30 protein-coding genes are annotated in these 20,875 nt (G+C 48.8%); 29 read left to right on the top strand and 1 reads right to left on the bottom strand.

The window, feature by feature from the left end; translation table 11 throughout:
• The 4 genes from EHO61_RS00565 to EHO61_RS00550 all read left to right on the top strand — a co-directional run bounded on the left by EHO61_RS00565 (position 1) and on the right by EHO61_RS00550 (position 4,959).
• Positions 1 to 2,088 carry a 7TM diverse intracellular signaling domain-containing protein gene (locus tag EHO61_RS00565; protein WP_135811704.1) on the top strand — a complete coding sequence of 696 codons (2,088 nt, stop codon included), beginning with the start codon at positions 1 to 3 and terminating at the stop codon, positions 2,086 to 2,088.
• A 99-nt stretch (positions 2,089 to 2,187) separates the two neighbouring features.
• Positions 2,188 to 2,631, top strand: coding sequence for a DUF1761 domain-containing protein (locus EHO61_RS00560; RefSeq protein WP_135811703.1), 444 nt, complete (start codon positions 2,188 to 2,190; stop codon positions 2,629 to 2,631).
• Positions 2,632 to 2,740: 109 nt separating this feature from the next.
• Positions 2,741 to 4,285 (top strand): sensor histidine kinase, encoded by a 1,545-nt coding sequence (locus EHO61_RS00555; RefSeq protein WP_135811702.1) that lies wholly within the window; start codon positions 2,741 to 2,743, stop codon positions 4,283 to 4,285.
• 245 nt (positions 4,286 to 4,530) lie between these two features.
• A complete protein-coding gene (locus EHO61_RS00550) occupies positions 4,531 to 4,959 on the top strand; it encodes an LIC_13387 family protein (protein ID WP_135811701.1) in 429 nt (142 codons plus the stop codon).
• A 25-nt stretch (positions 4,960 to 4,984) separates the two neighbouring features.
• Here EHO61_RS00550 and EHO61_RS00545 read toward each other — a convergent pair whose 3' ends face one another.
• Positions 4,985 to 6,298 carry a spinster family MFS transporter gene (locus EHO61_RS00545; RefSeq protein WP_135811700.1) on the bottom strand — a complete coding sequence of 438 codons (1,314 nt, stop codon included), beginning with the start codon at positions 6,296 to 6,298 and terminating at the stop codon, positions 4,985 to 4,987.
• A gap of 195 nt (positions 6,299 to 6,493) precedes the next feature.
• Here EHO61_RS00545 and EHO61_RS00540 point away from each other — a divergent pair, with 195 nt between their 5' ends.
• From EHO61_RS00540 to EHO61_RS00420, 25 genes are all read left to right on the top strand, one after another.
• Entirely contained in the window at positions 6,494 to 8,371 is a 1,878-nt protein-coding gene (locus tag EHO61_RS00540; protein WP_135811699.1) for an elongation factor G-like protein, read from the top strand.
• 51 nt (positions 8,372 to 8,422) lie between these two features.
• A complete protein-coding gene (gene tuf / locus EHO61_RS00535) occupies positions 8,423 to 9,628 on the top strand; it encodes an elongation factor Tu (protein ID WP_135811698.1) in 1,206 nt (401 codons plus the stop codon).
• Between the two features lie 10 nt (positions 9,629 to 9,638).
• On the top strand, positions 9,639 to 9,947 hold the full coding sequence (gene rpsJ / locus EHO61_RS00530; RefSeq protein ID WP_008593919.1) for a 30S ribosomal protein S10: 309 nt from the start codon (positions 9,639 to 9,641) through the stop codon (positions 9,945 to 9,947).
• A gap of 11 nt (positions 9,948 to 9,958) precedes the next feature.
• Entirely contained in the window at positions 9,959 to 10,579 is a 621-nt protein-coding gene (rplC, locus tag EHO61_RS00525) for a 50S ribosomal protein L3 (RefSeq protein WP_135767669.1), read from the top strand.
• A gap of 15 nt (positions 10,580 to 10,594) precedes the next feature.
• Positions 10,595 to 11,230, top strand: a complete 636-nt coding sequence (rplD, locus tag EHO61_RS00520) for a 50S ribosomal protein L4 (protein ID WP_135811697.1) — start codon at positions 10,595 to 10,597, stop codon at positions 11,228 to 11,230.
• Positions 11,230 to 11,538, top strand: coding sequence for a 50S ribosomal protein L23 (locus tag EHO61_RS00515; protein WP_135767671.1), 309 nt, complete (start codon positions 11,230 to 11,232; stop codon positions 11,536 to 11,538). The genes rplD and EHO61_RS00515 overlap by 1 nt, the downstream gene beginning before the upstream one ends.
• 3 nt (positions 11,539 to 11,541) lie before the next feature.
• Entirely contained in the window at positions 11,542 to 12,381 is an 840-nt protein-coding gene (rplB, locus tag EHO61_RS00510) for a 50S ribosomal protein L2 (RefSeq protein ID WP_135811696.1), read from the top strand.
• A gap of 2 nt (positions 12,382 to 12,383) precedes the next feature.
• The gene (gene rpsS / locus EHO61_RS00505; protein ID WP_135767673.1) at positions 12,384 to 12,665 is read left to right on the top strand and encodes a 30S ribosomal protein S19; all 282 of its coding nucleotides are present in this window, start codon (positions 12,384 to 12,386) and stop codon (positions 12,663 to 12,665) included.
• The gene (rplV, locus tag EHO61_RS00500) at positions 12,665 to 12,997 is read left to right on the top strand and encodes a 50S ribosomal protein L22 (protein ID WP_135767674.1); all 333 of its coding nucleotides are present in this window, start codon (positions 12,665 to 12,667) and stop codon (positions 12,995 to 12,997) included. Before rpsS ends, rplV begins: the two co-directional genes overlap by 1 nt.
• Positions 12,998 to 13,008: 11 nt before the next feature.
• On the top strand, positions 13,009 to 13,686 hold the full coding sequence (gene rpsC, locus EHO61_RS00495; protein ID WP_135767675.1) for a 30S ribosomal protein S3: 678 nt from the start codon (positions 13,009 to 13,011) through the stop codon (positions 13,684 to 13,686).
• 31 nt (positions 13,687 to 13,717) lie between these two features.
• Positions 13,718 to 14,131, top strand: coding sequence for a 50S ribosomal protein L16 (rplP, locus tag EHO61_RS00490; RefSeq protein ID WP_135811695.1), 414 nt, complete (start codon positions 13,718 to 13,720; stop codon positions 14,129 to 14,131).
• Complete coding sequence (rpmC, locus tag EHO61_RS00485; RefSeq protein ID WP_135811694.1) at positions 14,128 to 14,430, top strand: 50S ribosomal protein L29; 303 nt, start codon at positions 14,128 to 14,130, stop codon at positions 14,428 to 14,430. The genes rplP and rpmC overlap by 4 nt, the downstream gene beginning before the upstream one ends.
• Positions 14,431 to 14,432: 2 nt before the next feature.
• Positions 14,433 to 14,702 carry a 30S ribosomal protein S17 gene (gene rpsQ, locus EHO61_RS00480; RefSeq protein WP_135811693.1) on the top strand — a complete coding sequence of 90 codons (270 nt, stop codon included), beginning with the start codon at positions 14,433 to 14,435 and terminating at the stop codon, positions 14,700 to 14,702.
• A gap of 1 nt (position 14,703) precedes the next feature.
• Positions 14,704 to 15,096 carry a 50S ribosomal protein L14 gene (gene rplN, locus EHO61_RS00475; protein WP_135767679.1) on the top strand — a complete coding sequence of 131 codons (393 nt, stop codon included), beginning with the start codon at positions 14,704 to 14,706 and terminating at the stop codon, positions 15,094 to 15,096.
• Entirely contained in the window at positions 15,096 to 15,449 is a 354-nt protein-coding gene (gene rplX, locus EHO61_RS00470; RefSeq protein ID WP_135767680.1) for a 50S ribosomal protein L24, read from the top strand. The genes rplN and rplX overlap by 1 nt, the downstream gene beginning before the upstream one ends.
• A 3-nt stretch (positions 15,450 to 15,452) precedes the next feature.
• Positions 15,453 to 16,001 carry a 50S ribosomal protein L5 gene (gene rplE / locus EHO61_RS00465; RefSeq protein ID WP_135811692.1) on the top strand — a complete coding sequence of 183 codons (549 nt, stop codon included), beginning with the start codon at positions 15,453 to 15,455 and terminating at the stop codon, positions 15,999 to 16,001.
• Positions 16,002 to 16,016: 15 nt separating this feature from the next.
• On the top strand, positions 16,017 to 16,202 hold the full coding sequence (locus EHO61_RS00460) for a type Z 30S ribosomal protein S14 (RefSeq protein ID WP_135767682.1): 186 nt from the start codon (positions 16,017 to 16,019) through the stop codon (positions 16,200 to 16,202).
• A gap of 18 nt (positions 16,203 to 16,220) precedes the next feature.
• Positions 16,221 to 16,619, top strand: coding sequence for a 30S ribosomal protein S8 (gene rpsH, locus EHO61_RS00455; RefSeq protein ID WP_135811691.1), 399 nt, complete (start codon positions 16,221 to 16,223; stop codon positions 16,617 to 16,619).
• A gap of 25 nt (positions 16,620 to 16,644) precedes the next feature.
• Positions 16,645 to 17,184: a 50S ribosomal protein L6 gene (gene rplF, locus EHO61_RS00450; RefSeq protein ID WP_135811690.1), complete on the top strand. Its 540-nt coding sequence runs from the start codon at positions 16,645 to 16,647 to the stop codon at positions 17,182 to 17,184.
• A gap of 4 nt (positions 17,185 to 17,188) precedes the next feature.
• The gene (gene rplR / locus EHO61_RS00445) at positions 17,189 to 17,557 is read left to right on the top strand and encodes a 50S ribosomal protein L18 (protein WP_135811689.1); all 369 of its coding nucleotides are present in this window, start codon (positions 17,189 to 17,191) and stop codon (positions 17,555 to 17,557) included.
• A gap of 3 nt (positions 17,558 to 17,560) precedes the next feature.
• Positions 17,561 to 18,076, top strand: coding sequence for a 30S ribosomal protein S5 (gene rpsE / locus EHO61_RS00440; RefSeq protein ID WP_135767686.1), 516 nt, complete (start codon positions 17,561 to 17,563; stop codon positions 18,074 to 18,076).
• A 4-nt stretch (positions 18,077 to 18,080) separates the two neighbouring features.
• The gene (rpmD, locus tag EHO61_RS00435) at positions 18,081 to 18,260 is read left to right on the top strand and encodes a 50S ribosomal protein L30 (protein WP_135767687.1); all 180 of its coding nucleotides are present in this window, start codon (positions 18,081 to 18,083) and stop codon (positions 18,258 to 18,260) included.
• A gap of 15 nt (positions 18,261 to 18,275) precedes the next feature.
• Complete coding sequence (rplO, locus tag EHO61_RS00430) at positions 18,276 to 18,797, top strand: 50S ribosomal protein L15 (protein WP_135811688.1); 522 nt, start codon at positions 18,276 to 18,278, stop codon at positions 18,795 to 18,797.
• A 128-nt stretch (positions 18,798 to 18,925) separates the two neighbouring features.
• A complete protein-coding gene (secY, locus tag EHO61_RS00425; RefSeq protein WP_135811687.1) occupies positions 18,926 to 20,308 on the top strand; it encodes a preprotein translocase subunit SecY in 1,383 nt (460 codons plus the stop codon).
• Positions 20,309 to 20,311: 3 nt separating this feature from the next.
• Positions 20,312 to 20,875, top strand: a complete 564-nt coding sequence (locus EHO61_RS00420; RefSeq protein WP_135811686.1) for an adenylate kinase — start codon at positions 20,312 to 20,314, stop codon at positions 20,873 to 20,875.

Below are 20,875 nucleotides of genomic sequence, written 5' to 3'. Positions count from 1 at the left end.
ATGATTTATGCCATTGCCAGAGTTCTATTCTTCGTCTTTCTCTTCCCCGTTATTCCTCTCCTTGCCGGCGGAAATGAAATCGTATTGAATGATGAAAAAGATCTCTACGAAGTTTCCAAGGCGGTGACTTTCTACGTGGACAAAAGCAAGAGTCTAACGATAGAGGATATCGTCGGAGGGGGAGGGCGAAGCGCGGTTTTTTCCGTTCCTGAAAAGACGAATTTCGGAATCACGGAATATGCATACTGGATACGGATCCCCGTTCGGAATCGTTCCCAGAAAGTACGGAGCTGGTACTTGGAAATCAGCCATCCCGTCCTAGACCATGTCGATTTATATGTCCCGTCCGAGGGGGGATATTCGGTTATGAAAGCCGGAGACAAATTGCCTTTTTCGGAGCGGGCGATCAATCATAGAAATTTCATATTCGAGCTTCCGTTTCACGGAGAAGAGGACTCGGGAAAGGAATCCGTTCTGTACCTTCGCATCGAATCGGAGAGTACTATTTCGCTTCCGATGCAGATCCTAAGCGAAAAGGCCTTTGCGAACCGAAACGCGACGGAACAGTTCGTATTCGGATTGTATTACGGCCTTATATTCGTGATGGCTCTTTATAATCTGTTTCTGTTCTTTACCGTAAAAGATTTAAGCTATTTCTTTTACGTCTTATACATCGTCACGTTCGGCCTGCTTCAAATGAGTCTCAACGGATTGGCGTTTCAGTTCGTCTGGCCCGACTCGATTTGGTTAGCTAGTTACGCTCCCACGTTCCTCATCCCGCTTTTACCGGTGTTCGTCATCCTTTTTTCCCGGTACTTCCTGATGACTTTCGAGAATGTTCCGAAGGCGGATAAGGTGCTGATCGTTTCGAGCGTTTTAGGTCTTCTGCTTACGGTCGTTTCGATCTTCGTTAAGATATCGTCCATTCTCTGGATGCTTGCGGTTTACGCGATGTTGAACGTCCCGTTGATATTAGGCTGCGCATTTTACGTATTAAGAAAAGGTTATAAACCGGCCGTATATTACTTGGTCGCTTGGCTTACTCTGCTTTCGGGAGGGATACTATACGGTTTGAAATCTTTCGCAATCCTTCCGGACGTTTTTCTTACCAATTACGGTCTCCAGATCGGAGCGGGCTTGGAGGTGGTTCTCCTTTCTTTCGCCTTGGCCTCGCGAATCAATATGATCAAAAAGGAGAAGGAAGAAGCGCAGGCAAAGACTCTGGAGATGCAGAAAATCCTTACGGAATCCTACGCGCGGTTCGTTCCCCGGGATTTTTTGGCGAATCTTGGCAAGGAATCGATCTTGGACGTGAAGTTGGGGGACCAGATCCAGAAGGATATGGCCGTTTTATTCAGCGATATCCGGTCTTTTACCACTTTATCGGAGCTCATGACTCCTGCGGAGAATTTCAATTTCATCAATTCTTATTTAAGCCGTATGAGTCCCATCATCCAAAGGCATAACGGGTTCATCGATAAGTTCATCGGTGACGCGATCATGGCATTGTTCGAAAAGAGCGTTTTGGATGCTGTGGCTGCAGGTGTGGAAATGCAAAGGTACATGAAGGAATATAATGCACACAGGCACAATCAAGGATATATCCCGATCCAGATCGGAGTGGGGATTCATTCAGGATCTTTGATGTTAGGAACGATAGGGGCGGAGGAGCGATTGGAAGGTACCGTGATTTCAGATACTGTGAATCTCGCCTCAAGAATCGAGAGCCTGACCAAGATTTACGGTTCGAGAATCGCGGTGAGTGAGAGCACCGTGGAAGCGGTCAAAGACAGCGGAAAATTTCATTTCCGCTTTCTGGACAGGGTTAAGGTCAAAGGAAAGCAGAAGCCCGTTTCCGTTTACGAGATCATCGACGGGGATGAGGAAGAATTTCAGGATTTGAAATTAAAGACGAAGTCCGATTACGAATCAGCCGTAAAATGTTTTTATGCCAATTCCTATGCGGAAGCGAAGGATTTCTTCGATCGAGTCATCAAGGTTTATCCGGACGATAAAGCCGCCCAATTGTATTTGAAAAGACTTTATTCCGTTACACATTCCTCCAATGCGGAAGAATACGAAACTTAACTCCCGTGTTTCAGAGACTTTCGAAAGTGGAATAAAGGCTTGACTCTCGCCAAATAGAGGCTATAAAGCTGTCCCGAGTCGAATTATAAGAGGGCTTTTATGCAACCCGAAATTCATTTAAATTATTTAGCGATTTTAGCCGGAGTTCTTTCGAATGTCGCCATCGGATTCCTTTGGTACGGTCCCTTGTTCGGGAAAATGTGGGCCGCCGAAATGGGATTTCCCCAGGACATGAAGCCGGACCAAAAACAGATGATGAAATCCCTGGCGCTGATGGTGATCGGTTCCTTTTTGACCGCCTATGTTTTGGCACACAGCGTGGATAGTTGGCGTCCTTCTTCCTGGAAGGTCGGGGCAGATCAGCCCTCCTGGACTTACGGATTTTTTGCGGCCTTATTTACCTGGATCGGATTTTACGTCCCGCTATTGTTCGGTTCGGTATCTTGGGAAGGAAAATCCTGGAAACTGTTCTTTATCAATGCGGCCTACTACTTCGTCTCCTTGCAGGCAATGGGGATGATCTTGGCGCATTGGAGAGCCTGATGCGAGATCGTATGGGCGCTTAACGCCGATTTTTTAGCGACGAATCGCGATCCCTTTCCGGCTTCGTCGATTCGTCGGTCCGCCGAATTTCGAAAAACTTTACGATCGGATGAAGAAATACCCGACGTATTTTGCTATCCCGCCTGTGTTGACGGCCTTTTTCGTATTGATGGGCTGGCAGTTCGATTTACAATTCTTTAAAAGAATCTTACCCGGACTAGTCGCGATGAATCCCGCTACAGGAGCGGCATTCTTGGTTCTGGGGCTTGCGATCTTTTTTTCCGCAACGTTCTCGGAAAAAAGGATTTCGTTTTATCGAACAGCGTTATCCTTATTTGCCATCGTGACAGTGGTCGGAGCGTTAAAACTCGTAGCGGTATTAGAACTTTATGATTTCGGCATCGACCGGATCCTGTTCGCGAAAAAGATCGCGGAGGATGTCATCAACGGCACACCGAACCGAATGGCCCCGAATACCGCACTCTGTTTCATGCTTGCAGGGTTATCGGGCTATTTTTCGATTCAAAAGGAAGAATCGAGTCGAACGATCTCCAATTTTCTCGCATTTCCGGTACTGCTACTCGGCATATTTTCGATCATCGGCTACTTGTACGGGGTAAAGGAATTTTACGGAGTTCTTACGTATATTCCGATGGCGTTGCATACGGCCGTTTGCTTTATCTTTTACGCGGGAGCCTTACTGGCAATTAATCCGGAGTCGGGTTTCGTGAGGACCTTTACGAGCCCGCGTTTGGGAGGGAGAATTTTCAGAACTCTACTTCCCTTAGTCGTATTAGTGCCTATTCTTTTCGGGTATATCCGTCTTTTGATAGGCGCAAGGATTTCCCTCGCGGTGGAATTGTACGTGGGGATCCTAATCACGAGTATTATTTTCACCTTCTTTGCCGCCGTTTGGTACGTTTCGAGCATATTGAATCGGATCGACTTGGCGAGAACGGTCGCGGAAGAAAGGCTTCAAAAATCGAACAAAGGACTGGAGGCGTTTTCCTACTCCGTTTCCCACGATCTCCGTGCTCCGCTTCGCGCCGTTAGCGGATATACCAAAATATTAATCGAAGACCATCTCGAAGAACTGAGCGAAGACGCACGATCTTTGACCGGAAAGATACTCGCCAACGCCGATAGAATGGGTGAGCTTATCGAGGATCTGCTCCAATTCTCCAAATCGGAAAGGGCGGAATTGAGAAAGGCGAAATTATCGATGAAGGAACTCGTCGAGACGATCGCTTCGGATTTGAAAGGTTACGAGACGGGAAGGGATGTGGAGTTCCGTATATACGAAATTCCGGACGCCTTTGCGGATTTCGTCACGATTCGACAAGTGTGGATCAATTTGATATCGAACGCGCTGAAATACACTAAGAACAAAAGCAAGGCGATCATCGAGATCGGTTCCGAACCCATGGAAGGAGGCGTGGCATATTTCGTTAAGGATAATGGTGCGGGATTCAATATGAATTACTACGGGAGGCTTTTCGGGGTGTTTCAAAGATTGCATGCGCAAGATGAGTTCGAAGGTACCGGAGTGGGTTTAGCGACCGTTAAAAGTATCGTTGAACGTCACGGCGGAAAAATCTGGGCGGAGGGAGAACAGGATCGCGGCGCGATTTTTCACTTTTCTTTGCCGACATAGAAGAAGTCTTTCTTCCTTCTTGACAACTCGGTACCGGAAAACGTAAACATCCTATTTATTTCCATTGGATTTACGCCTATCGGAACGACCTGTTGGAAACAAACCATCCCGATATTCAGGCGATCGCGCCGCGTTTCAAAAGGGATTTGACGAATACACGGAAGAATTAGAATATACTTAAGCATTCTCGCAAATAGCGTGATCCGAGCGAAACGATGGGGCCGCCCCGAATCCATAGGAGAAATATGAAACCCAAAATTCTTTTCCGTATCGCAGCATTTTTGATCCTTTTCCATACGGTCGGGCACACGTTCGGAATGCAAAATAGAAAGAACGTCCAAGAACCTTCCGCTCAATCTTTACTACAGTCGATGTCGGAAGTCAAGGTTCCGATGATGGGAAAAGTCACGAACCGGTCTTACGACGATTTCTATTACGGAATGGGAATCGCGCTTTCCGTGTCCTTGTTCTCCGTCGCTATTCTTCTCTGGCTGCTCGGAAACGCTTCCGAGAAGCACGCGAACACGGTCCGCATCTTGTCCCTTCCAATCCTGGTTCATTTGGCAGGATTGGCGATCATCGAGTTTCTATATTTTTTTCCTTTGCCTGCCTGGACTTCCACTCTGGCCTGCGTTTGTATCGGAGCTAGTCTGGTAAAACGCTCCGAAAGATAGAGGTCCCGGTTTTTTAGGCCTGATCCTACAGGCTTTGTTTCATTTTTCTTGCGTCTTCCGCAAAGGAACGGGAGGCGAAGAATACGAAAATCGCGGACGCGAGCACGGTGAACGGGATGAGAATCATGGCTTCGTGAAGTCCGATCGCTTTGAAACGTTCGGACATTTCCAGGGCTCCCGATTCGGTCATCGCTTTGCGGGAATACAAATCCGAAATCCAGCCCACGACCGTCGGGCCGGCTGCACCGCCGAGCAAATACATGGCTGCAAAATAGAGCGCCATGGCAGTGGCTCTCAACCTGGGCTCTATCACGTCCTGGATAGCGGGATACACGCAGGTATAATAATTATAGGATAGAAGCCAGCCGAAGCCGAATAAAGCGGAGAACAAAAGCACGGAACTTTCCGGTTGTTTTAACGCGAACCAAACCGCGATTCCGCAAACTACGAGATTGAAAGCACCGAAGAGAAGTCGTCCTCTTTCCCACCTTTGGTGGATGCGATCCGCCAACCATCCTCCGAGAGTTAAGCCGACGAGTCCGGTGATTCCGACGATGCATCCAGTGGTTATGGCCGCTTCGGTCAGGGAGACGTGAAAGTATCTCTGCAATAACGAGACCAGAAAGCTATTTACGGCATACACCGCAAAGTTGAAGGTTAGGCCGGACAGAATGAGCCACCACATCGTCCTGTTTTTCAGGACGGTCTTGATCGGTTGCGAAACCGTTCTTTCGGAAATTCGAACCGTTTCCGCAGCGCCTCTTTCCGGTTCTCGGATCAGAAAAAAGCAGAATGCCAAAATGAGACCCGGGATTGCGGCGATGAAAAACGGAGCCCGCCAAGTTCCGAAGGATTTTACCATCGCCCCGACGGTAAAAAATGCGAGAACCAACCCTAAGGGAAGTCCTAACATGAAGATCCCTGTCGCGCGCGCTCTTTTGTGAGCGGGGAAAAGATCGCCTATCATGGAATTTGCGGCGGGTGCATAAGTGGCCTCTCCGACCCCCACTCCCGTTCGCAGGAACAAAAAAGAGAGATAATTCCAGGCAAGGCCGTTGATTCCGGTAAAGAGGCTCCAAGCACTGAGGCCCCAGCCCATAATCTTCTTTCTAGTTCCGGAATCCGCGAGTCGGCCCAAGGGAATTCCCGCAATAGCATATACGACCGTAAACACGGAACCTATCAGTCCTAGTTCCAGGTCGCTTAACGTCCACTCATGGCGTATGGGTTCCACTAAAATCGCGGGTATCGTTCGATCGAAAAAGTTCAGAAGGTTTGCAAAGAATAATAGAATGAGGATCCTCCAAGCATTCTTGGTCTGTTTTCCGGATAATTCCATCTCGCACCTTCCCGTATCTCGTTCGGATGCGACCGGATCACAAAACGCGACACGATCCGTCCCACGATATTTTGGGGCAATAGTAGAAGGACGGCTTTTTGAAAATCAACCGTTAAAAACGCGCATCGAACGCCTGTTCGCTAAAAACTTTCTTTGCCTCCGAGCCCCAGGTCACGAAAGTAAAAAAACTCCGCCATGTCCCTTCCAACCTTGAATCCGGGAATTTTTGCGCATATCGATGCCGGTAAGACCACGTTACTGGAACGAATCCTATTTGTAACCGGTAGAATCTCCTCTCCCGGTAGAATCGAGGAGGGGACGACAGAGTCGGATTATCTTCCCGAAGAGATCGAAAGGGGAATTTCCATCCAATCCACTGTCGCGAGAATCCCGTATCCGAACTCCGAGAATGCGAGGCTCCTGCTACAATTCGTGGACAATCCGGGGCATTTGGATTTCCAATCCCAGGCGAACGCTTCCTTGCTCGTCGCGGATTTCGGTCTAGTGCTCATCGATTCGTACGAAGGTTTGAAATCCCAAACGTTCCAAAACGTGGAAATGCTCCGTAAATCCGGAAAACCTATATTCATTTTTCTGAATAAACTGGATCGTCAAGGAGCGGACATCCTTTCTTCTCTCGTGGACCTTGAGGTGGCTCTCGGGCGGGAACCGACCCTCCTTTTCCGGGAAGACGGAACCGTGCCTTTATTGGAGAAGTCCGGTGCGGAAGGGGAGTTTCTTCCTTTATTGGAGTGGGACGCTTCTCTCTCCGAAGAATACCTGAAAAATCCGGAACGTCTCTCCGAATTGGCTCTCCTCGGATTCATACACGGGTTTTGGGCGGGGAGAATTTTTCCGGTGTTAGGAGGTTCTGCTCTGCAAGGAAACGGGGTGAAGGAGCTCCTCTCCCTTTTCGAGCTCCTTGCCCAAGGTCGTCCGAAGTCGTCTTTGCAGAACGAGGAAATAGCGGGGATCGTCTTCAAGCGGGAGGTCCATCCGGAGCTAGGGAAACTTCTGCATTTTCAGGCTTTGGTCGCGATGAAGCTCGGAGACCGCTTTTTTTCCGAAGATGCGCCCTTGCAGATCCAGAATTTGTACCGGATTTCCGCGAGAGAGGCGGAGGAAACTTCCGTAGCTGAGGCAGGGGAATTGCTTGCGACGACTTCTTTTCTTTCTCTCCGCCCGGGAGACGTATTTACGCGACATAATATTCCAAATCCGGGCTTATTGTCTCCTGCAAAAAAGCAATTCCAGATCTTGTTGGAGCCGGAACGGGGAGAAGATCGGGACGAATTTTGGGGAGCATTGCAGGAGCTTGCCTGGCTGGATGAATCCGTTTCTTTGGATATTCTTTCCGATACGGGGCAATTCCGACTTTCCGGAACGGGAGAGTTGCATCTGGAGATCTCCTTGTCTCGCCTGAAAGAGTCCTTTCCAAAAAGTTTTCAGACTAGCGGAATCAAAGTTGCAAGATTTGCCTTATGGAAAAATTTGGTGAAAAAGGTCGCATTTCAGCATACCGCGTTCGACCAAAAAGTCTCGAGCGGTCAGGTGCTCGCGTCCTTGGAAAGCTCTCACAGTTTCTCCAAGGGAGTGCGGTTTCAAACACAGCTACCGGAAGAAGTAGAGTCTGCGATTGCTTTCGCTTTTGAGGAAGTGCTCGCGACTGGAAGAAACGGGGACGAAGTTCTCGGAGTCCAGATGATTGTGAATTCTTTCGAGCCTCCTGCGGGAGGTTTCGGAGAGGATCTTTCTTCTCTTATCAAGGTGGCCGTGATCAAGGGTTTAAAGGACATAATTCCGTCGAACACGGATCCGATCGGTCCTATCTCCGAAATAGAGATTCTATTACCGGATTCTTATTTAGGGGATGTCTTAGCCAGCCTGGCAAAGCGGGAAGCTAAGATTCGAAAGGTGGTTTCGGTGGCGGAAGGCCGTTCCTTGATCCAGGCAAGTGCTGCTGCGCAAAACTTGCTTGGCTTTAGCGGTGTCCTTAGAAATATGGCTCAGGGAAGGGGCGTCCTATCTTTGGACACCCTTTTTGACTTTGATCACCATTCTGTATTGCATTAAATAAATGAGTCCCGTGAGGGTTCGTTAACAAGTAAGGAGTTTAAAAGCACTATGGCTAAGGAGAAATTCGACAGGTCCAAACCTCACTTAAACGTCGGAACGATCGGGCACGTAGACCACGGGAAAACCACCCTAACTGCAGCAATCACAACCACTTTGGCAAAAGTGCTAGGCGGTAAAAACAAAGCTGTAGCCTACGACCAAATCGACAACGCACCTGAGGAAAAAGCCCGCGGAATCACGATCGCAACCTCTCACCAAGAGTATGAGACCGCAAACCGCCACTATGCGCACGTTGACTGTCCGGGTCACGCTGACTACGTTAAGAACATGATCACCGGCGCTGCCCAAATGGACGCGGCTATTCTGGTGGTTTCCGCAACCGACGGACCGATGCCCCAGACGAAAGAACACATTCTGCTCGCTCGTCAGGTAGGCGTTCCTTACATCATCGTATACATCAACAAAGCCGACATGCTTGCTGACGATGAGCGCGAAGAGATGATCCAAATGGTTGAGATGGACGTTCGCGACCTACTCAACAAATACAGCTTCCCAGGCGATAACACTCCTATCGTTTACGGATCCGCTTTGAAAGCTCTCGAAGGAGAGGATTCCGAACTCGGAACCAAATCGATCATCAAATTGATGGAAGCTCTGGACACTTACGTTCCGAACCCGAAACGTATCGTAGACAAGCCGTTCCTAATGCCTGTGGAAGACGTGTTCTCCATCACTGGCCGTGGAACTGTTGCTACTGGTCGTGTGGAACAAGGAACCCTCAAGATCAACGACGAAGTCGAGATCGTGGGAATTCGTCCGACCACCAAGACCGTCGTTACCGGTATCGAGATGTTCCGTAAATTGTTGGATGCAGCCGAGGCTGGAGACAATATCGGAGCACTCCTTCGTGGAACTAAAAAAGAGGATATCGAAAGAGGCCAGGTTCTCGCTAAGCCGGGTTCGATCACCCCTCACAGAAAGTTCAACGCGGAAGTTTACGTTCTGACCAAAGACGAAGGTGGACGTCACACTCCGTTCTTTAACAACTATCGTCCTCAGTTCTATTTTAGAACGACCGACATCACCGGTGTTTGTAACCTTCCTTCAGGAATGGAGATGGTTATGCCCGGGGACAACGTAACGATGAGCATCGAGTTGATTCACCCGATTGCCATGGACAAAGGTCTCAAGTTCGCGATTCGCGAAGGTGGAAAGACCATTGGCTCCGGCGTCGTGGCCGAGATCACCGAGTAAGAGTAAGGGAATGGCTGGCCAAAAGATCAGAGTAAAGCTCAAGGCATTCGATCATAAATTGATCGACCAATCGACTTACGAGATTGTTGCCACTGCCAAGAGGACCGGAGCTACCGTCTCCGGTCCGATTCCTCTTCCTACGAAGAAGGAAATCTACACAGTGCTCCGTTCTCCTCACGTAAATAAAAAATCAAGAGAGCAGTTTGAGATGAAAACTCACAAACGGCTCATCGACATCCTGGACACGAACGAAGACACGGTGGAGGCTCTGATGAAATTGCAGCTTCCAGCCGGAGTGTCCGTGGATATTAAATCCTAAGGGAAGAAGCAATGGCAAAGGGATTAATCGGTAAAAAGATAGGGATGTCCCAAATCTTCGACGAGCAAGGAAACATTATTCCTGTGACCGTCTTAGAGGTAGGTCCCTGCGCAGTTTCCCAAGTGAAATCCGTCGAGAAGGACGGATACGCAGCGATTCAGCTGGCTTTTCAGAATGACAAAGAAAAACATCTGTCAAAAGCCCAAATGGGACATTTGGCAAATGCTGGATTGTCTCCTAAAAGAGTGTTGAAGGAATTCCGGGATTTTGGTGACGCACCTGCACAGGGTGCCGAGCTTAAGGCGCAAGACGTTTTTGCAGTTTCCGATACGGTTAAAGTAACGGGGACCAGCAAGGGAAAAGGATTTCAGGGTGTGATCAAACGTTACGGTCACCACGGAGGTCCGGGAGCACACGGTTCCCGTTTCCATAGGCACCCAGGTTCTATGGGTTCCAACACCACACCAGGAAGGGTATTCAAAGGGCGTAAGCTCCCGGGACGCACCGGTTCCGATACCAAAACTGTTTTGAATCTGAAAGTGGTTCGTATTCACGAAGCGGAAAATCTGGTGTTTGTCAGCGGCTCCGTTCCAGGGCCTGCGAATACCATTGTTACCATCGAGAAGCTATAAAAATCCGGTAGAGTCATGAAAGCACAGAAGTACTCCAAAGAAGGAAAGCTGTTGTCGGAAATCGAATTGCCTGCGGCAATTTTCGAATCAAAATACAGTAGCGGCGCTATCTACGACGCCATCAAGGCGGAAAACGCCAACCTGCGTTCCGGGAATCACCATACCAAAACCCGGGCAGAAGTTTCCGGGGGCGGAAAAAAACCTTGGTCTCAAAAAGGGACCGGTCGCGCTCGCCAAGGATCCATTCGGGCTCCGCAATGGGTGGGCGGTGGTACCGTTCACGGCCCTAGAAAGCGGGATTATTCCTACAAAGTTTCTCCGAAAGTGAAGCGTCGTGCGGTACTTTCGATCCTGAATAAGAAGGCGCAAACTACCGCTATTAAGATCGTAGAGGACCTGGATCCGAAAGAATTTAATACCAAGGCGTTTGCGACTCTATTCAATAATATCGGATTAAAGAATACCGGAGTCATCGGCTTTCTGGTAGGCGGAGAGAACGATTTTCTGAAAAAATCGGTTCGCAACATCCCCACCGTGAAATACATCAACTCGAAACGTATTTCTATCCGGGACATTCTCTACAATCGTAACCTGGTCATCACCGAGGGAGCATTGGGAGAGATCCTGAAGCATTACGGAGAAAGCAAGTAATGAACCTCAACGAAGTCATCCTTTCTCCCATCGTAACCGAAAAGTCCCAGGATCTGGAGACGATCGGCGAAAAATTGGGAAAAAGAACCGTAAAATATACCGTGGAAATTCATCCCAGAGCGAATAAGACTCTGGTGAAGGAAGCTTTCCGTAAAATATACAACGTGGTTCCTTCCTCCGTGAACATACAAGTGTATCGCGGAAAAGTGAAACGTTTTCGTCATTTGCCCGCTCCGAAAGCTCACTGGAAGAAGGCTATCGTCACTTTCCAGGACGGCGCCAGCATCGATTTTGGAAAGGAAGCATAAGAAATGGGAATTAAAAAATTCAAACCCGTTACTTCCGCAAGCCGCTTCAAGTCCGTTCTTGATTTCTCGGAACTGACCGAAGTCGCGCCGTACAGACCTCTCACCGTTTCCGTGAATTACAAAGCGGGTAGGGGAGAAGGCGGAAAAATCTCCGTTCGTAGAAAAGGCGGAAGAGTTAAACGCAAGTACCGTATCATAGATTTCAAAAGAAGGAAAGTAGGCATCCCTGCTACCGTGAAATCCGTAGAATATGATCCGTACCGTTCCGCATTCATTTCTCTCGTTTGTTATACCGACGGAGAATACGCATATATATTGAACGCAGACGGAATGAAGGTAGGCGATAAGATCTCTTCCGGCGAAGCAGCCGAGATCAAAATCGGAAACGCTCTTCCTTTGGGAAAAATTCCCCCGGGCACGAACGTTCATAACATAGAACTGAAGATCGGAAGAGGCGGCCAGATCGCCAGGACTGCGGGTTCTTTCGCAACGATCGCGGGTCGTGACGGAGAATACGTTCTTCTGAAACTTCCGAGCTCCGAAGTCCGGAAAGTTCACCAGAATTGTTATGCGACAATCGGAATCTGCAGTAATAAAGATCATAACTTGGTTTCCATCGGAAAAGCGGGCCGTAGCAGATGGCTCGGAAGACGTCCGAAGGTCAGAGGGGTCGTGATGAACCCCGTTGACCACCCGCATGGTGGTGGCGAGGGTCGTACTTCCGGAGGACGTCATCCAGTGACTCCTTGGGGGATTCCTACCAAGGGTTATAAGACTCGTCGTAAGGCAAAACCTTCCGACAAGTTCATCGTCCAGAAAAGAAAGGGAAATAGGAGCAGGTAATCATCATGAGATCCTCGAAAAAAGGTCCGTTCATCGACAGCCACCTAATGAGCAAGGTGATCAAGCTGAACTCCGAGAACCAGAAGAAGCCTTTCAGAACCTGGTCGCGTAGAAGCACGATTTTTCCGGACATGATCGGCCATACGATCATGGTTCATAACGGAAACAAATTCATTCCGGTGTATATCAACGACAATATGGTCGGACACAAACTGGGAGAATTCGCTCCGACTCGCACGTATCGCGGTCACGGAAACACTGATAAAAAGGCCGGTAAGAAATAATGGAAGCCGTAGCCATCGCCAGATTCATCCGGATGTCTCCCCGTAAACTCCGTCTCGTCGCCGACGAAATCAGAGGTTACGAAGTCGCGGAAGCCTTGGATATTCTGAAGTATACGAATAAGAAAGCAATCGAGCCGATCTTCAAGCTGATCAAATCCGCTTCCGCAAATGCGGTCGTGAAAAACGAAAGCGCGGAGCCCGGTAAGATGTTCATTAAAAAGATCCTCGTGGACGAAGGCCCGATCCTAAAGCGCTTCCGTCCTCGTGCCCGCGGTCGTGCGGCAAGGATTCGTAAGAGAACCAGCCACGTAACAGTGGTAATCTCTGATTAATAGGGGAAATCATGGGACAGAAAGTTAATCCAGTCGGACTTCGTATCGGGATCACCCGCGGATGGGATTCCATTTGGTTTTCCCAACAGGACTATAAAAAGAATCTTCACGAGGATATTCGTATCCGTCGTTTTATCCAAAGTCGCTTCCGTGAAGCGGGAGTGGTCAAGGTTGTCGTTGAACGTTTTCCCGAAAAGATCAACGTGAATCTCCACACCGCAAAGCCGGGGGTGGTGATCGGTAAAAACGGTGCCAACATAGAAGCGGTTAAGAAAGTCATCAAAACGATGAGCGAGAAACCGTTGAACCTCAATATTATCGAGGTCAAAAAGCCGGAAACGATCGCTCAGTGCATCGCCGAGTCCATCGCGATCCAGATCGAAGAGCGCCAACCTTTCCGCCGCGTAATGAAGCAGGAACTTCGTCGCGCTATGAGAGGCGGCGTGGAAGGAATCAAGATCATGATCTCAGGCCGTTTGAACGGCGCGGACATGGCCCGCAGGGAACATTATCGCGAAGGTCGTATTCCTTTGCATACCCTACGCGCTAAGATCGATTTGGGTTTCCGTGAAGCTAGTACTACTTTCGGACAGATCGGTGTGAAGGTTTGGACCTACACCGGGGATTTCATCTCTAACAAAGAGGAATCCGAAGAGGACAAATACGCGGTTAAGAGAAGGACCAACTGATCTTTAAGGATCGGTTTACAGGGAACGAAAGATGTTATCACCGAAAAGAGTTAAGTTCAGGAAAAGACAAAGAGGAAGACTGAAAGGCACCGACGAGCGCGGTTCCAAAGTCTCCTTCGGAGAATTCGGTTTGAAAGCCGTTACGTCCGGTCGCCTGACTGCGCGTCAAATCGAAGCGGCACGTATCACGATCAACCGTCAAGTGAAACGGGGCGGAAAATTATGGATTCGGATTTTTCCGCATTTGCCGATCACGAAAAAACCGGCCGAAACTCGGATGGGTAAGGGAAAAGGTAACCCGGAATTCTGGATCGCGGAAATTCGCCCAGGACGCATCTTGTTCGAGATGAGCGGTATCGACGAGGCCACCGCCAAGAAAGCGTTGGATCTGGCCGCGTATAAATTGCCGGTTCAAACCGAATTCGTGAAGAGGTCGGCTCTATGAAAAAGATCAAATTGCACGAGCTGAAGGATGTAGAGATCCTCGCACAGATCGAGGACGCTCGTAAGGTGATCCGTAACGCACGCTTCCAATACGGAGTGGCTCGTTCTCTGGAAAATCCGAAGGTAATCGCGAACGCGAAAAAGAAGATCGCTCGCCTTCTGACGATTCAAAAAGAGCGCCAACTGGCTGCAGGAACGGGAAGCAAGAAGATCCGTCATTTTTCCAGAGCGGAGCGTAAAGACCAAAACGTCGCTAAGTCGAACGGGGCTGTAAAAGCGGCGGCAAAGGCTAAGAACTGATTATGGAAACAGCAAAGAAGTCCGTTAAGAAATCTCTTCTGAGCGAGGGAAAGGTCGTGAGCACCGCCATGGATAAAACCTTGGTCATGATTGTGGAAACCCGCAAGACTCACCCTAGATTCAAGAAGATCGTTCGCAGAACCGTAAAAATGAAGGTTCACGACGAAAAAAATGAGTGCCAAGTAGGAGATAGGATTTTGGCGATCGAAACCCGTCCTCTTTCCCGCGAGAAGCGCCATCGTTTATTTAAGATCGTAGAAAAGGCAAAGTAAGATGATCCAACAGGAAACCATCCTCCAAGTCGCCGACAACTCCGGGATCAAGAGAGTCACTTGTATCAAGGTCCTAGGGGGCTCCAAAAAGCGTTATGCTTCCGTAGGAGACGAAATCATCGTCGCCGTTAAGGACGCGCAACCTGCTTACGGGTTAAAGGATTCGACGGGGAAAAAGGTCCATAACAAGGCAGTGCAACGCGCCGTCGTCGTTCGCACGAAAAAAGAGATTCGTCGTCCGGACGGTTCTTATATCCGTTTCGACGATAATGCGGTAGCGATTATCGACGATAAGGGAAATCCGAAAGGTACCCGTATTTTCGGGCCAGTAGCTCGCGAGCTGCGGGATAAGAAATACGCAAAGATCATCTCCCTCGCTCCGGAGGTTCTATAATGTCCAAGCTTACATATCGGGGATCCGAATATACTAAGTTCAAAGCGATCCGTTTGCACAAAGACGACGAAGTCGTAGTGATCGCCGGAAAAGAGAAAGGAAAGCGCGGCAAGATTCTCGTTATCGATAAGAAACGGGATCGCGTCGTCGTGGAAGGTTTGAACAAGCGCAAACGCTTCCTTAGGCCGACTCAGGAGAATCCACAGGGCGGAATCGTCGAAGTGGAAGCTCCGATGCATATTTCGAACGTGATGTTCTACGACTCCAAGAAGAAAAAAGGGGTTCGCGTAGGATTTCAGGAAAGTAAAGGCAAAAAAGTCCGCGTATCCAGACCGGACGGGAAAGAGATCTAAGTCATGGCAGCGAGATTGAAGGAAAAATACGGGAAAGAAATCGCTCCCGCACTCCAGAAGCAGTACAGTTTCAAATCCGTAATGCAGGTTCCCCGCCTCGAAAAGATCGTCTTGAACGTAGGTATGGGAGAAGCTCATACGAATCCGAAAGCTCTCGAAGCGGCGGTTGAAGAGATGGCCCTGATCACGGGACAACGCCCGGTAAAAACAAAGGCGAAAAAATCCATCGCGGGGTTTAAACTTCGGGAAGGGATGAGTCTCGGTGCGACCGTAACTCTTCGCGGGAATTACATGTATGAATTCCTGGATCGTTTAGTGAACGTGGCTCTTCCTCGGGTTCGGGACTTCAAAGGTGTTTCCGAAAAAGGGTTCGATGGCCGTGGAAACTACAACTTTAGCATCAAAGAACAGATCATTTTTCCGGAAATCAAAGTGGATAAGATCAATACGATCTACGGAATGAACATGACCTTCGTTACGAATACCAAAAGCGACGCGGAAGCGCATAGCTTGCTTTTAGCTTTCGGTATGCCGTTCCGGAACCTGAGATAAGGAGTACCCGCAGTTATGGCTAAGACCTCTCTGATAGAAAGGCATAAAAAAGTTAAGAAGTTTAAGGTGCGAGTACACAACCGTTGTCCGCTTTGCGGCAGGCCTCGCGGTTACCTTAGAAGGTTTGATATGTGTAGAATTTGTTTCCGGAAGCTGGCCAGTCAGGCACAGATTCCCGGCGTAGTAAAGGCATCTTGGTAAGGCGGGAGGAGAGAATATATGAGTTTATCTGATCCTATCGGCGATATGCTGACCCGTATACGGAATGCCGGACGTGCAAAACACGAAAGCTGTGTTATTCCTGGAAGCAAGATCAAACGTTCCATTTTGGAACTGATGAAAGAAGAAGGTTTTATCAACGGATACGAGCCCGTTTCGAACGGAAGTTTCGAAGATTTTAAGGTTTCTTTGAAATACGACGGAACCAAGAAGCCCGTGATTCGCGAGTTGGTTCGGGTTTCCACTCCCGGACGACGGGTGTATCTCAAGAGCGAGGAAATCCGCCCGTATAAGAACAATATGGGAACGATGATCCTTTCTACTTCTAAAGGAATCATGACGGGCAAAAAAGCCCGCAAATTACGCGTAGGAGGAGAGGTGATCTGTAAACTCTCTTAAGAGGGAGCGGATTTCCGTAAGACCTATGTCCAGGATTGGAAAAGCAGAGATTAAACTTCCCGAAAAAGTGGAAGTAAAGCTGGAAAACGATACGATTCGCGTAAAGGGGCCGTTAGGCGAACTGCATACGCCGATTTTCTCGGGAATCGCCCTAAAAAACGAAGCCGGAATCGTGAAGCTGGAAAGATCCAGCGAAGAGCAGAACGTAGTCGCGTTGCACGGTTTGACTCGGGCGCTTCTAATGAATTGCGTCAAAGGAGTTACCCAAGGTTGGGAAAAAAACCTAGACATCACCGGAGTGGGATATCGCGCCGCAAAACGCGGAGAGGACCTGGTGATGAACTTGGGATATTCCCACGAGGTGGTTTATAAGACTCCGAAAGGGATCAAGATCGACGTAAACGAGCAGGTCAAGATCAAGGTTTTCGGAATCGATAAACAATTGGTCGGACAAGTCGCCGCCGATATTCGTTCTAAAAGACCGCCCGAACCTTACAAAGGAAAGGGAATCCGGTACAACGACGAAGTAATTAAGAGAAAGGCCGGAAAAACCGGTAAGAAATAAGGCCATGATTAACAAACTGAAGAAAGTCGCAGCCAAACATAGAAGAGCTGAGCGCTCCAGATTCAAACTCCGCCAAAACGGAGAGCGCCCTCGTCTGGTTTTCAATAAGTCGAACCGTTATCTTTCCTGTCAAATCGTGGACGATTCCAAGGGGATCACTTTGGTTTCCGCGACGACCTTAGAAAATGAGTTCGCGTCGGCAGGAAAAAGCCGGAAAGATATCGAAGCTGCAAAGGCTCTAGGAAAAGCGATCGGACAAAGAGCTTCTTCCAAGGGAGTAAAGACGGTTATGTTGGATCGTTCCGGCATGATCTATCACGGAAGGATTGCGGCTTTTGCCGATGCGGCCAGAGAAGCTGGTCTGGAGTTCTAATTTATGGCATACGAACAAGAGCAAGAATCGAAAGAATTTTCCGAAAAGGTCGTGAAAATCGACCGGGTCGCAAAAGTCGTGAAAGGGGGACGTCGTTTTTCCTTTAACGCGCTGACCGTAGTTGGCGATTCCAAAGGGAAAGTAGGGATCGGATTCGGTAAGGCCAACGAGGTTCCGGATGCGATTCGTAAATCCATCGAATCGGCTAAGAAGAACCTGGTGAAAATCCAATTTCGCGGCCATACGATTCCCCACGAAGTGACCGGGAAGTTCAAATCCGCGAAGGTGATTCTCAAGCCGAGCTCACCGGGAACAGGAATCATCGCCGGTGGATCGGTTCGTTCCGTCGTGGAAAAAGTCGGAATCCAGGATATCTTGAGCAAGTCTTGGGGTTCTTCCAATCCGGTAAACATCGTAAAGGCGACTCTGGACGCTCTCCAGCAATTGGAGACTCCGGTGCTGGCTGCCCGGAAACGGGGAATCAGCCTGGCTCGACTGTTCGGTAACGACGTAGGATAAGCAAATGGAAACCGTGATCGTCACCCAAATCAAAAGCAGCATAGGCGTTAAAAAAGGCCAGAAACTGACTTTAGCGGCGCTGGGCTTGAGAAAGACCGGCCAACAACGTAAACATACTCTGACCCCCCAGATCCAAGGAATGATCAACGACGTTCATCACTTGGTAAAAGTGGATAAGGCTTAAAGGTTCGGAATAGATATGAGCAAGGAAAGAATCAAGACTGCACTGGCGTTCGGAAAAGAACGCTCTGAAAAGGAAAATGCTCCCGCTCAGAATACAGTCCCTGCACCGAAAGGTTCCAGCCGCTCCAAAAAGCGTCTGGGGCGCGGGATCGGTTCCAAAACTGGAAAAACTGGGGGCCGTGGATCCAAAGGGCAGTACGCCAGAAATACGGTCCGCCGGGGTTTCGAGGGCGGTCAGATGCCCATCCACCGTCGGATTCCGAAAAGAGGATTCACTTCTATTTTTCATAAGGATTTCTTCCCGATCAATCTGCGGGATATCGAGAAAAGCGGTTTGACCGGGAACATAGATGCCAAAAATATGGTTGAATCGAAGATTCTCGATAAAGAGACCACTCCTTTCAAGATTCTAGGCACAGGGGAAATCAAAAAAGCGGTCCATATCGTGGCCGATCGGGTTTCGAAAGTCGCCAAGGAAAAAATAGAAAAGGCCGGCGGGTCCGTAAAATTACGGTCCGAATTGGCTGAAAAAGCCTGATTTCGGCTTTTTTACTCTGACTTTTTTGTCAGGAAATTTTAGGGAAGGGATTCGATTTCGAGTCCCTTTGTTGCCCCGTAGGGGATCGAAAGATCCCGGAAACAGGATAAGGAATTATTTAGGACCGCATGCTGACTTCGATCGCAAATATCTTTAAGATTCCGGAGCTAAGGAATAAGGTTTTCTTTACCCTTGGCATGCTTCTCCTATTTCGTCTCGGAACCCATATTACGATTCCGGGAATCGATCCGAAAGTCGTCTCCGCGATCGCGGCGGACGCTACCTCATCCGAAGGTTTAGTCGGAATGTTCGACATGTTCGCGGGAGGAGCCCTTTTGAACTTCTCCATTTTCGCATTGGGAATCATGCCGTACATTTCCTCTTCCATCATCATGCAATTGGTCATGGTGCTGATTCCCTCCTTGCAAAAGTTGCAAAAGGAAGGAGAAGAAGGTCGGAAAAAAATCGGCCAATATACAAAGTACGGCACGATCATTCTTTGCGCCGTTCAATCTCTTGCAGTGATCCGTCTCGCGCAGCAATGGTCTTACGGAGCCGATCAAAAAGCGGCTTTGCATCCGGGTTTAATCCATTCTTCCGTCGAATCTTGGTTCTTCTTCATCGCATTGTTGTCTATTACGACCGGAACGGTTCTCCTGATCTGGTTGGGCGAGCAAATCACGGAGAGAGGGATCGGGAACGGAATTTCCCTATTGATCTTTGCCGGGATCGTAGGTCGTTTGCCTAGTTCCGTTTACCAACTCTTCCAAGAGAACTTCGTAGACGGGTTGAATATCATTATTCTTCTTCTTCTTTTCATTCTTCTGATCTCTTTGACCGTTCTTCTGACGCAAGGCGTCCGCAAGGTGCCCTTGCAATACGGGAAACAGATGGTAGGTCGTAGAATGGTTCAGGCCAAGAGCCAAAGCATTCCGTTTAAGGTCAATGGTGCCAGCGTAATGCCGATCATCTTTGCTTCTTCTCTACTTCTCTTTCCGCAAACGATTATCCAGCAGATCGTGGATATTCCGGAATGGGCGGGTTGGGCAGTCTTATTGGATTATCTGAATCCCTTCTCCCAAATCTGGTACCACGCTGCGGTGTACTTTTTTATCTACATCGGTTTGATCGTATTTTTCGCGTATTTCTACACCGCGATCCAATTCAATCCGTCCGAGCTTGCGGAAAATCTGCGCAAATACAACGGATTCATTCCAGGAATCCGTCCCGGTTCCCACACTAAGGAATATATAGAAAAGGTTCTGAACCGGATCACCTTACCGGGAGCGATCTTTCTCGCCGGTCTGGCCCTGGCGCCTTATATCATTATCCGCTTCTTGGATCTCGGAACAAACTCCGGTGGAGGTTCCCTGGTGTATACGTTCGGAGGGACCTCCTTGCTGATTATGGTAGGGGTGGCTCTGGAAACCCTGAAGCAGTTGGAATCTCAGCTCCTGATGAGAAATTACGACGGGTTCCTGAAGAAATCCAAGATTAAGGGAAGGTCCTGAGAGATGAATTCGATCATTTTTATGGGGCCCCCCGGAGCCGGAAAAGGAACTCAGGCCAAAATTCTTTGCGATACTTTAGGAATCCCTCAGATCTCCACGGGGGATATTTTGCGTTCCGCAGTAAAGAACGGAACCAAAATGGGTCTGGAAGCCAAGAGATACATGGATGCCGGTGATCTGGTTCCGGATTCCGTCGTGATCGGTATCATTCAGGACCGGATCGTGGAACCGGATTGCAAAAACGGATTTTTATTGGACGGGTTTCCTCGGACCGTAGAGCAGGCGGAAGCTTTGGACCAATTGTTAAAAACGGAAGGAAAGAACATCAAACGTGCGATTAATTTGGAGGTTCCGGATGAGGAACTCCTACAAAGATTATTGAAGCGCGCCGAGATCGAAGGTCGTTCCGATGACAACGAGACTACGATTAAGAGTAGATTGGACACGTACAATAAAAAGACTCTTCCTCTTCTGGATTATTATTCCGCAAAAGGGAATCTTTCCCGTATCAACGGAGTGGGCTCCTTAGAGCAAGTAACCAAACTCATTGAAAAGGAGCTGGTGTAA

The organism is Leptospira fluminis (assembly GCF_004771275.1).
Classification (GTDB): Bacteria; Spirochaetota; Leptospiria; order Leptospirales; family Leptospiraceae; genus Leptospira_B; species Leptospira_B fluminis.
The sequence above is the reverse complement of the archived record's forward strand: the minus strand, read 5'-3'. Positions and strand labels throughout refer to the sequence as shown.

Excerpts from the sequence above, each read along its gene's own strand:
- EHO61_RS00565 (WP_135811704.1), top strand. The coding sequence starts at position 1 with ATGATTTATGCCATTGCCAGAGTTCTATTCTTCGTCTTTCTCTTCCCC.
- EHO61_RS00560 (WP_135811703.1), top strand. The coding sequence starts at position 2,188 with ATGCAACCCGAAATTCATTTAAATTATTTAGCGATTTTAGCCGGAGTT.
- EHO61_RS00555 (WP_135811702.1), top strand. The coding sequence starts at position 2,741 with ATGAAGAAATACCCGACGTATTTTGCTATCCCGCCTGTGTTGACGGCC.
- EHO61_RS00550 (WP_135811701.1), top strand. The coding sequence starts at position 4,531 with ATGAAACCCAAAATTCTTTTCCGTATCGCAGCATTTTTGATCCTTTTC.
- EHO61_RS00545 (WP_135811700.1), bottom strand. The coding sequence starts at position 6,298 with ATGGAATTATCCGGAAAACAGACCAAGAATGCTTGGAGGATCCTCATT.
- EHO61_RS00540 (WP_135811699.1), top strand. The coding sequence starts at position 6,494 with ATGTCCCTTCCAACCTTGAATCCGGGAATTTTTGCGCATATCGATGCC.
- tuf (WP_135811698.1), top strand. The coding sequence starts at position 8,423 with ATGGCTAAGGAGAAATTCGACAGGTCCAAACCTCACTTAAACGTCGGA.
- rpsJ (WP_008593919.1), top strand. The coding sequence starts at position 9,639 with ATGGCTGGCCAAAAGATCAGAGTAAAGCTCAAGGCATTCGATCATAAA.
- rplC (WP_135767669.1), top strand. The coding sequence starts at position 9,959 with ATGGCAAAGGGATTAATCGGTAAAAAGATAGGGATGTCCCAAATCTTC.
- rplD (WP_135811697.1), top strand. The coding sequence starts at position 10,595 with ATGAAAGCACAGAAGTACTCCAAAGAAGGAAAGCTGTTGTCGGAAATC.
- EHO61_RS00515 (WP_135767671.1), top strand. The coding sequence starts at position 11,230 with ATGAACCTCAACGAAGTCATCCTTTCTCCCATCGTAACCGAAAAGTCC.
- rplB (WP_135811696.1), top strand. The coding sequence starts at position 11,542 with ATGGGAATTAAAAAATTCAAACCCGTTACTTCCGCAAGCCGCTTCAAG.
- rplV (WP_135767674.1), top strand. The coding sequence starts at position 12,665 with ATGGAAGCCGTAGCCATCGCCAGATTCATCCGGATGTCTCCCCGTAAA.
- rpsC (WP_135767675.1), top strand. The coding sequence starts at position 13,009 with ATGGGACAGAAAGTTAATCCAGTCGGACTTCGTATCGGGATCACCCGC.
- rplP (WP_135811695.1), top strand. The coding sequence starts at position 13,718 with ATGTTATCACCGAAAAGAGTTAAGTTCAGGAAAAGACAAAGAGGAAGA.
- rpmC (WP_135811694.1), top strand. The coding sequence starts at position 14,128 with ATGAAAAAGATCAAATTGCACGAGCTGAAGGATGTAGAGATCCTCGCA.
- rpsQ (WP_135811693.1), top strand. The coding sequence starts at position 14,433 with ATGGAAACAGCAAAGAAGTCCGTTAAGAAATCTCTTCTGAGCGAGGGA.
- rplN (WP_135767679.1), top strand. The coding sequence starts at position 14,704 with ATGATCCAACAGGAAACCATCCTCCAAGTCGCCGACAACTCCGGGATC.
- rplX (WP_135767680.1), top strand. The coding sequence starts at position 15,096 with ATGTCCAAGCTTACATATCGGGGATCCGAATATACTAAGTTCAAAGCG.
- rplE (WP_135811692.1), top strand. The coding sequence starts at position 15,453 with ATGGCAGCGAGATTGAAGGAAAAATACGGGAAAGAAATCGCTCCCGCA.
- EHO61_RS00460 (WP_135767682.1), top strand. The coding sequence starts at position 16,017 with ATGGCTAAGACCTCTCTGATAGAAAGGCATAAAAAAGTTAAGAAGTTT.
- rpsH (WP_135811691.1), top strand. The coding sequence starts at position 16,221 with ATGAGTTTATCTGATCCTATCGGCGATATGCTGACCCGTATACGGAAT.
- rplF (WP_135811690.1), top strand. The coding sequence starts at position 16,645 with ATGTCCAGGATTGGAAAAGCAGAGATTAAACTTCCCGAAAAAGTGGAA.
- rplR (WP_135811689.1), top strand. The coding sequence starts at position 17,189 with ATGATTAACAAACTGAAGAAAGTCGCAGCCAAACATAGAAGAGCTGAG.
- rpsE (WP_135767686.1), top strand. The coding sequence starts at position 17,561 with ATGGCATACGAACAAGAGCAAGAATCGAAAGAATTTTCCGAAAAGGTC.
- rpmD (WP_135767687.1), top strand. The coding sequence starts at position 18,081 with ATGGAAACCGTGATCGTCACCCAAATCAAAAGCAGCATAGGCGTTAAA.
- rplO (WP_135811688.1), top strand. The coding sequence starts at position 18,276 with ATGAGCAAGGAAAGAATCAAGACTGCACTGGCGTTCGGAAAAGAACGC.
- secY (WP_135811687.1), top strand. The coding sequence starts at position 18,926 with ATGCTGACTTCGATCGCAAATATCTTTAAGATTCCGGAGCTAAGGAAT.
- EHO61_RS00420 (WP_135811686.1), top strand. The coding sequence starts at position 20,312 with ATGAATTCGATCATTTTTATGGGGCCCCCCGGAGCCGGAAAAGGAACT.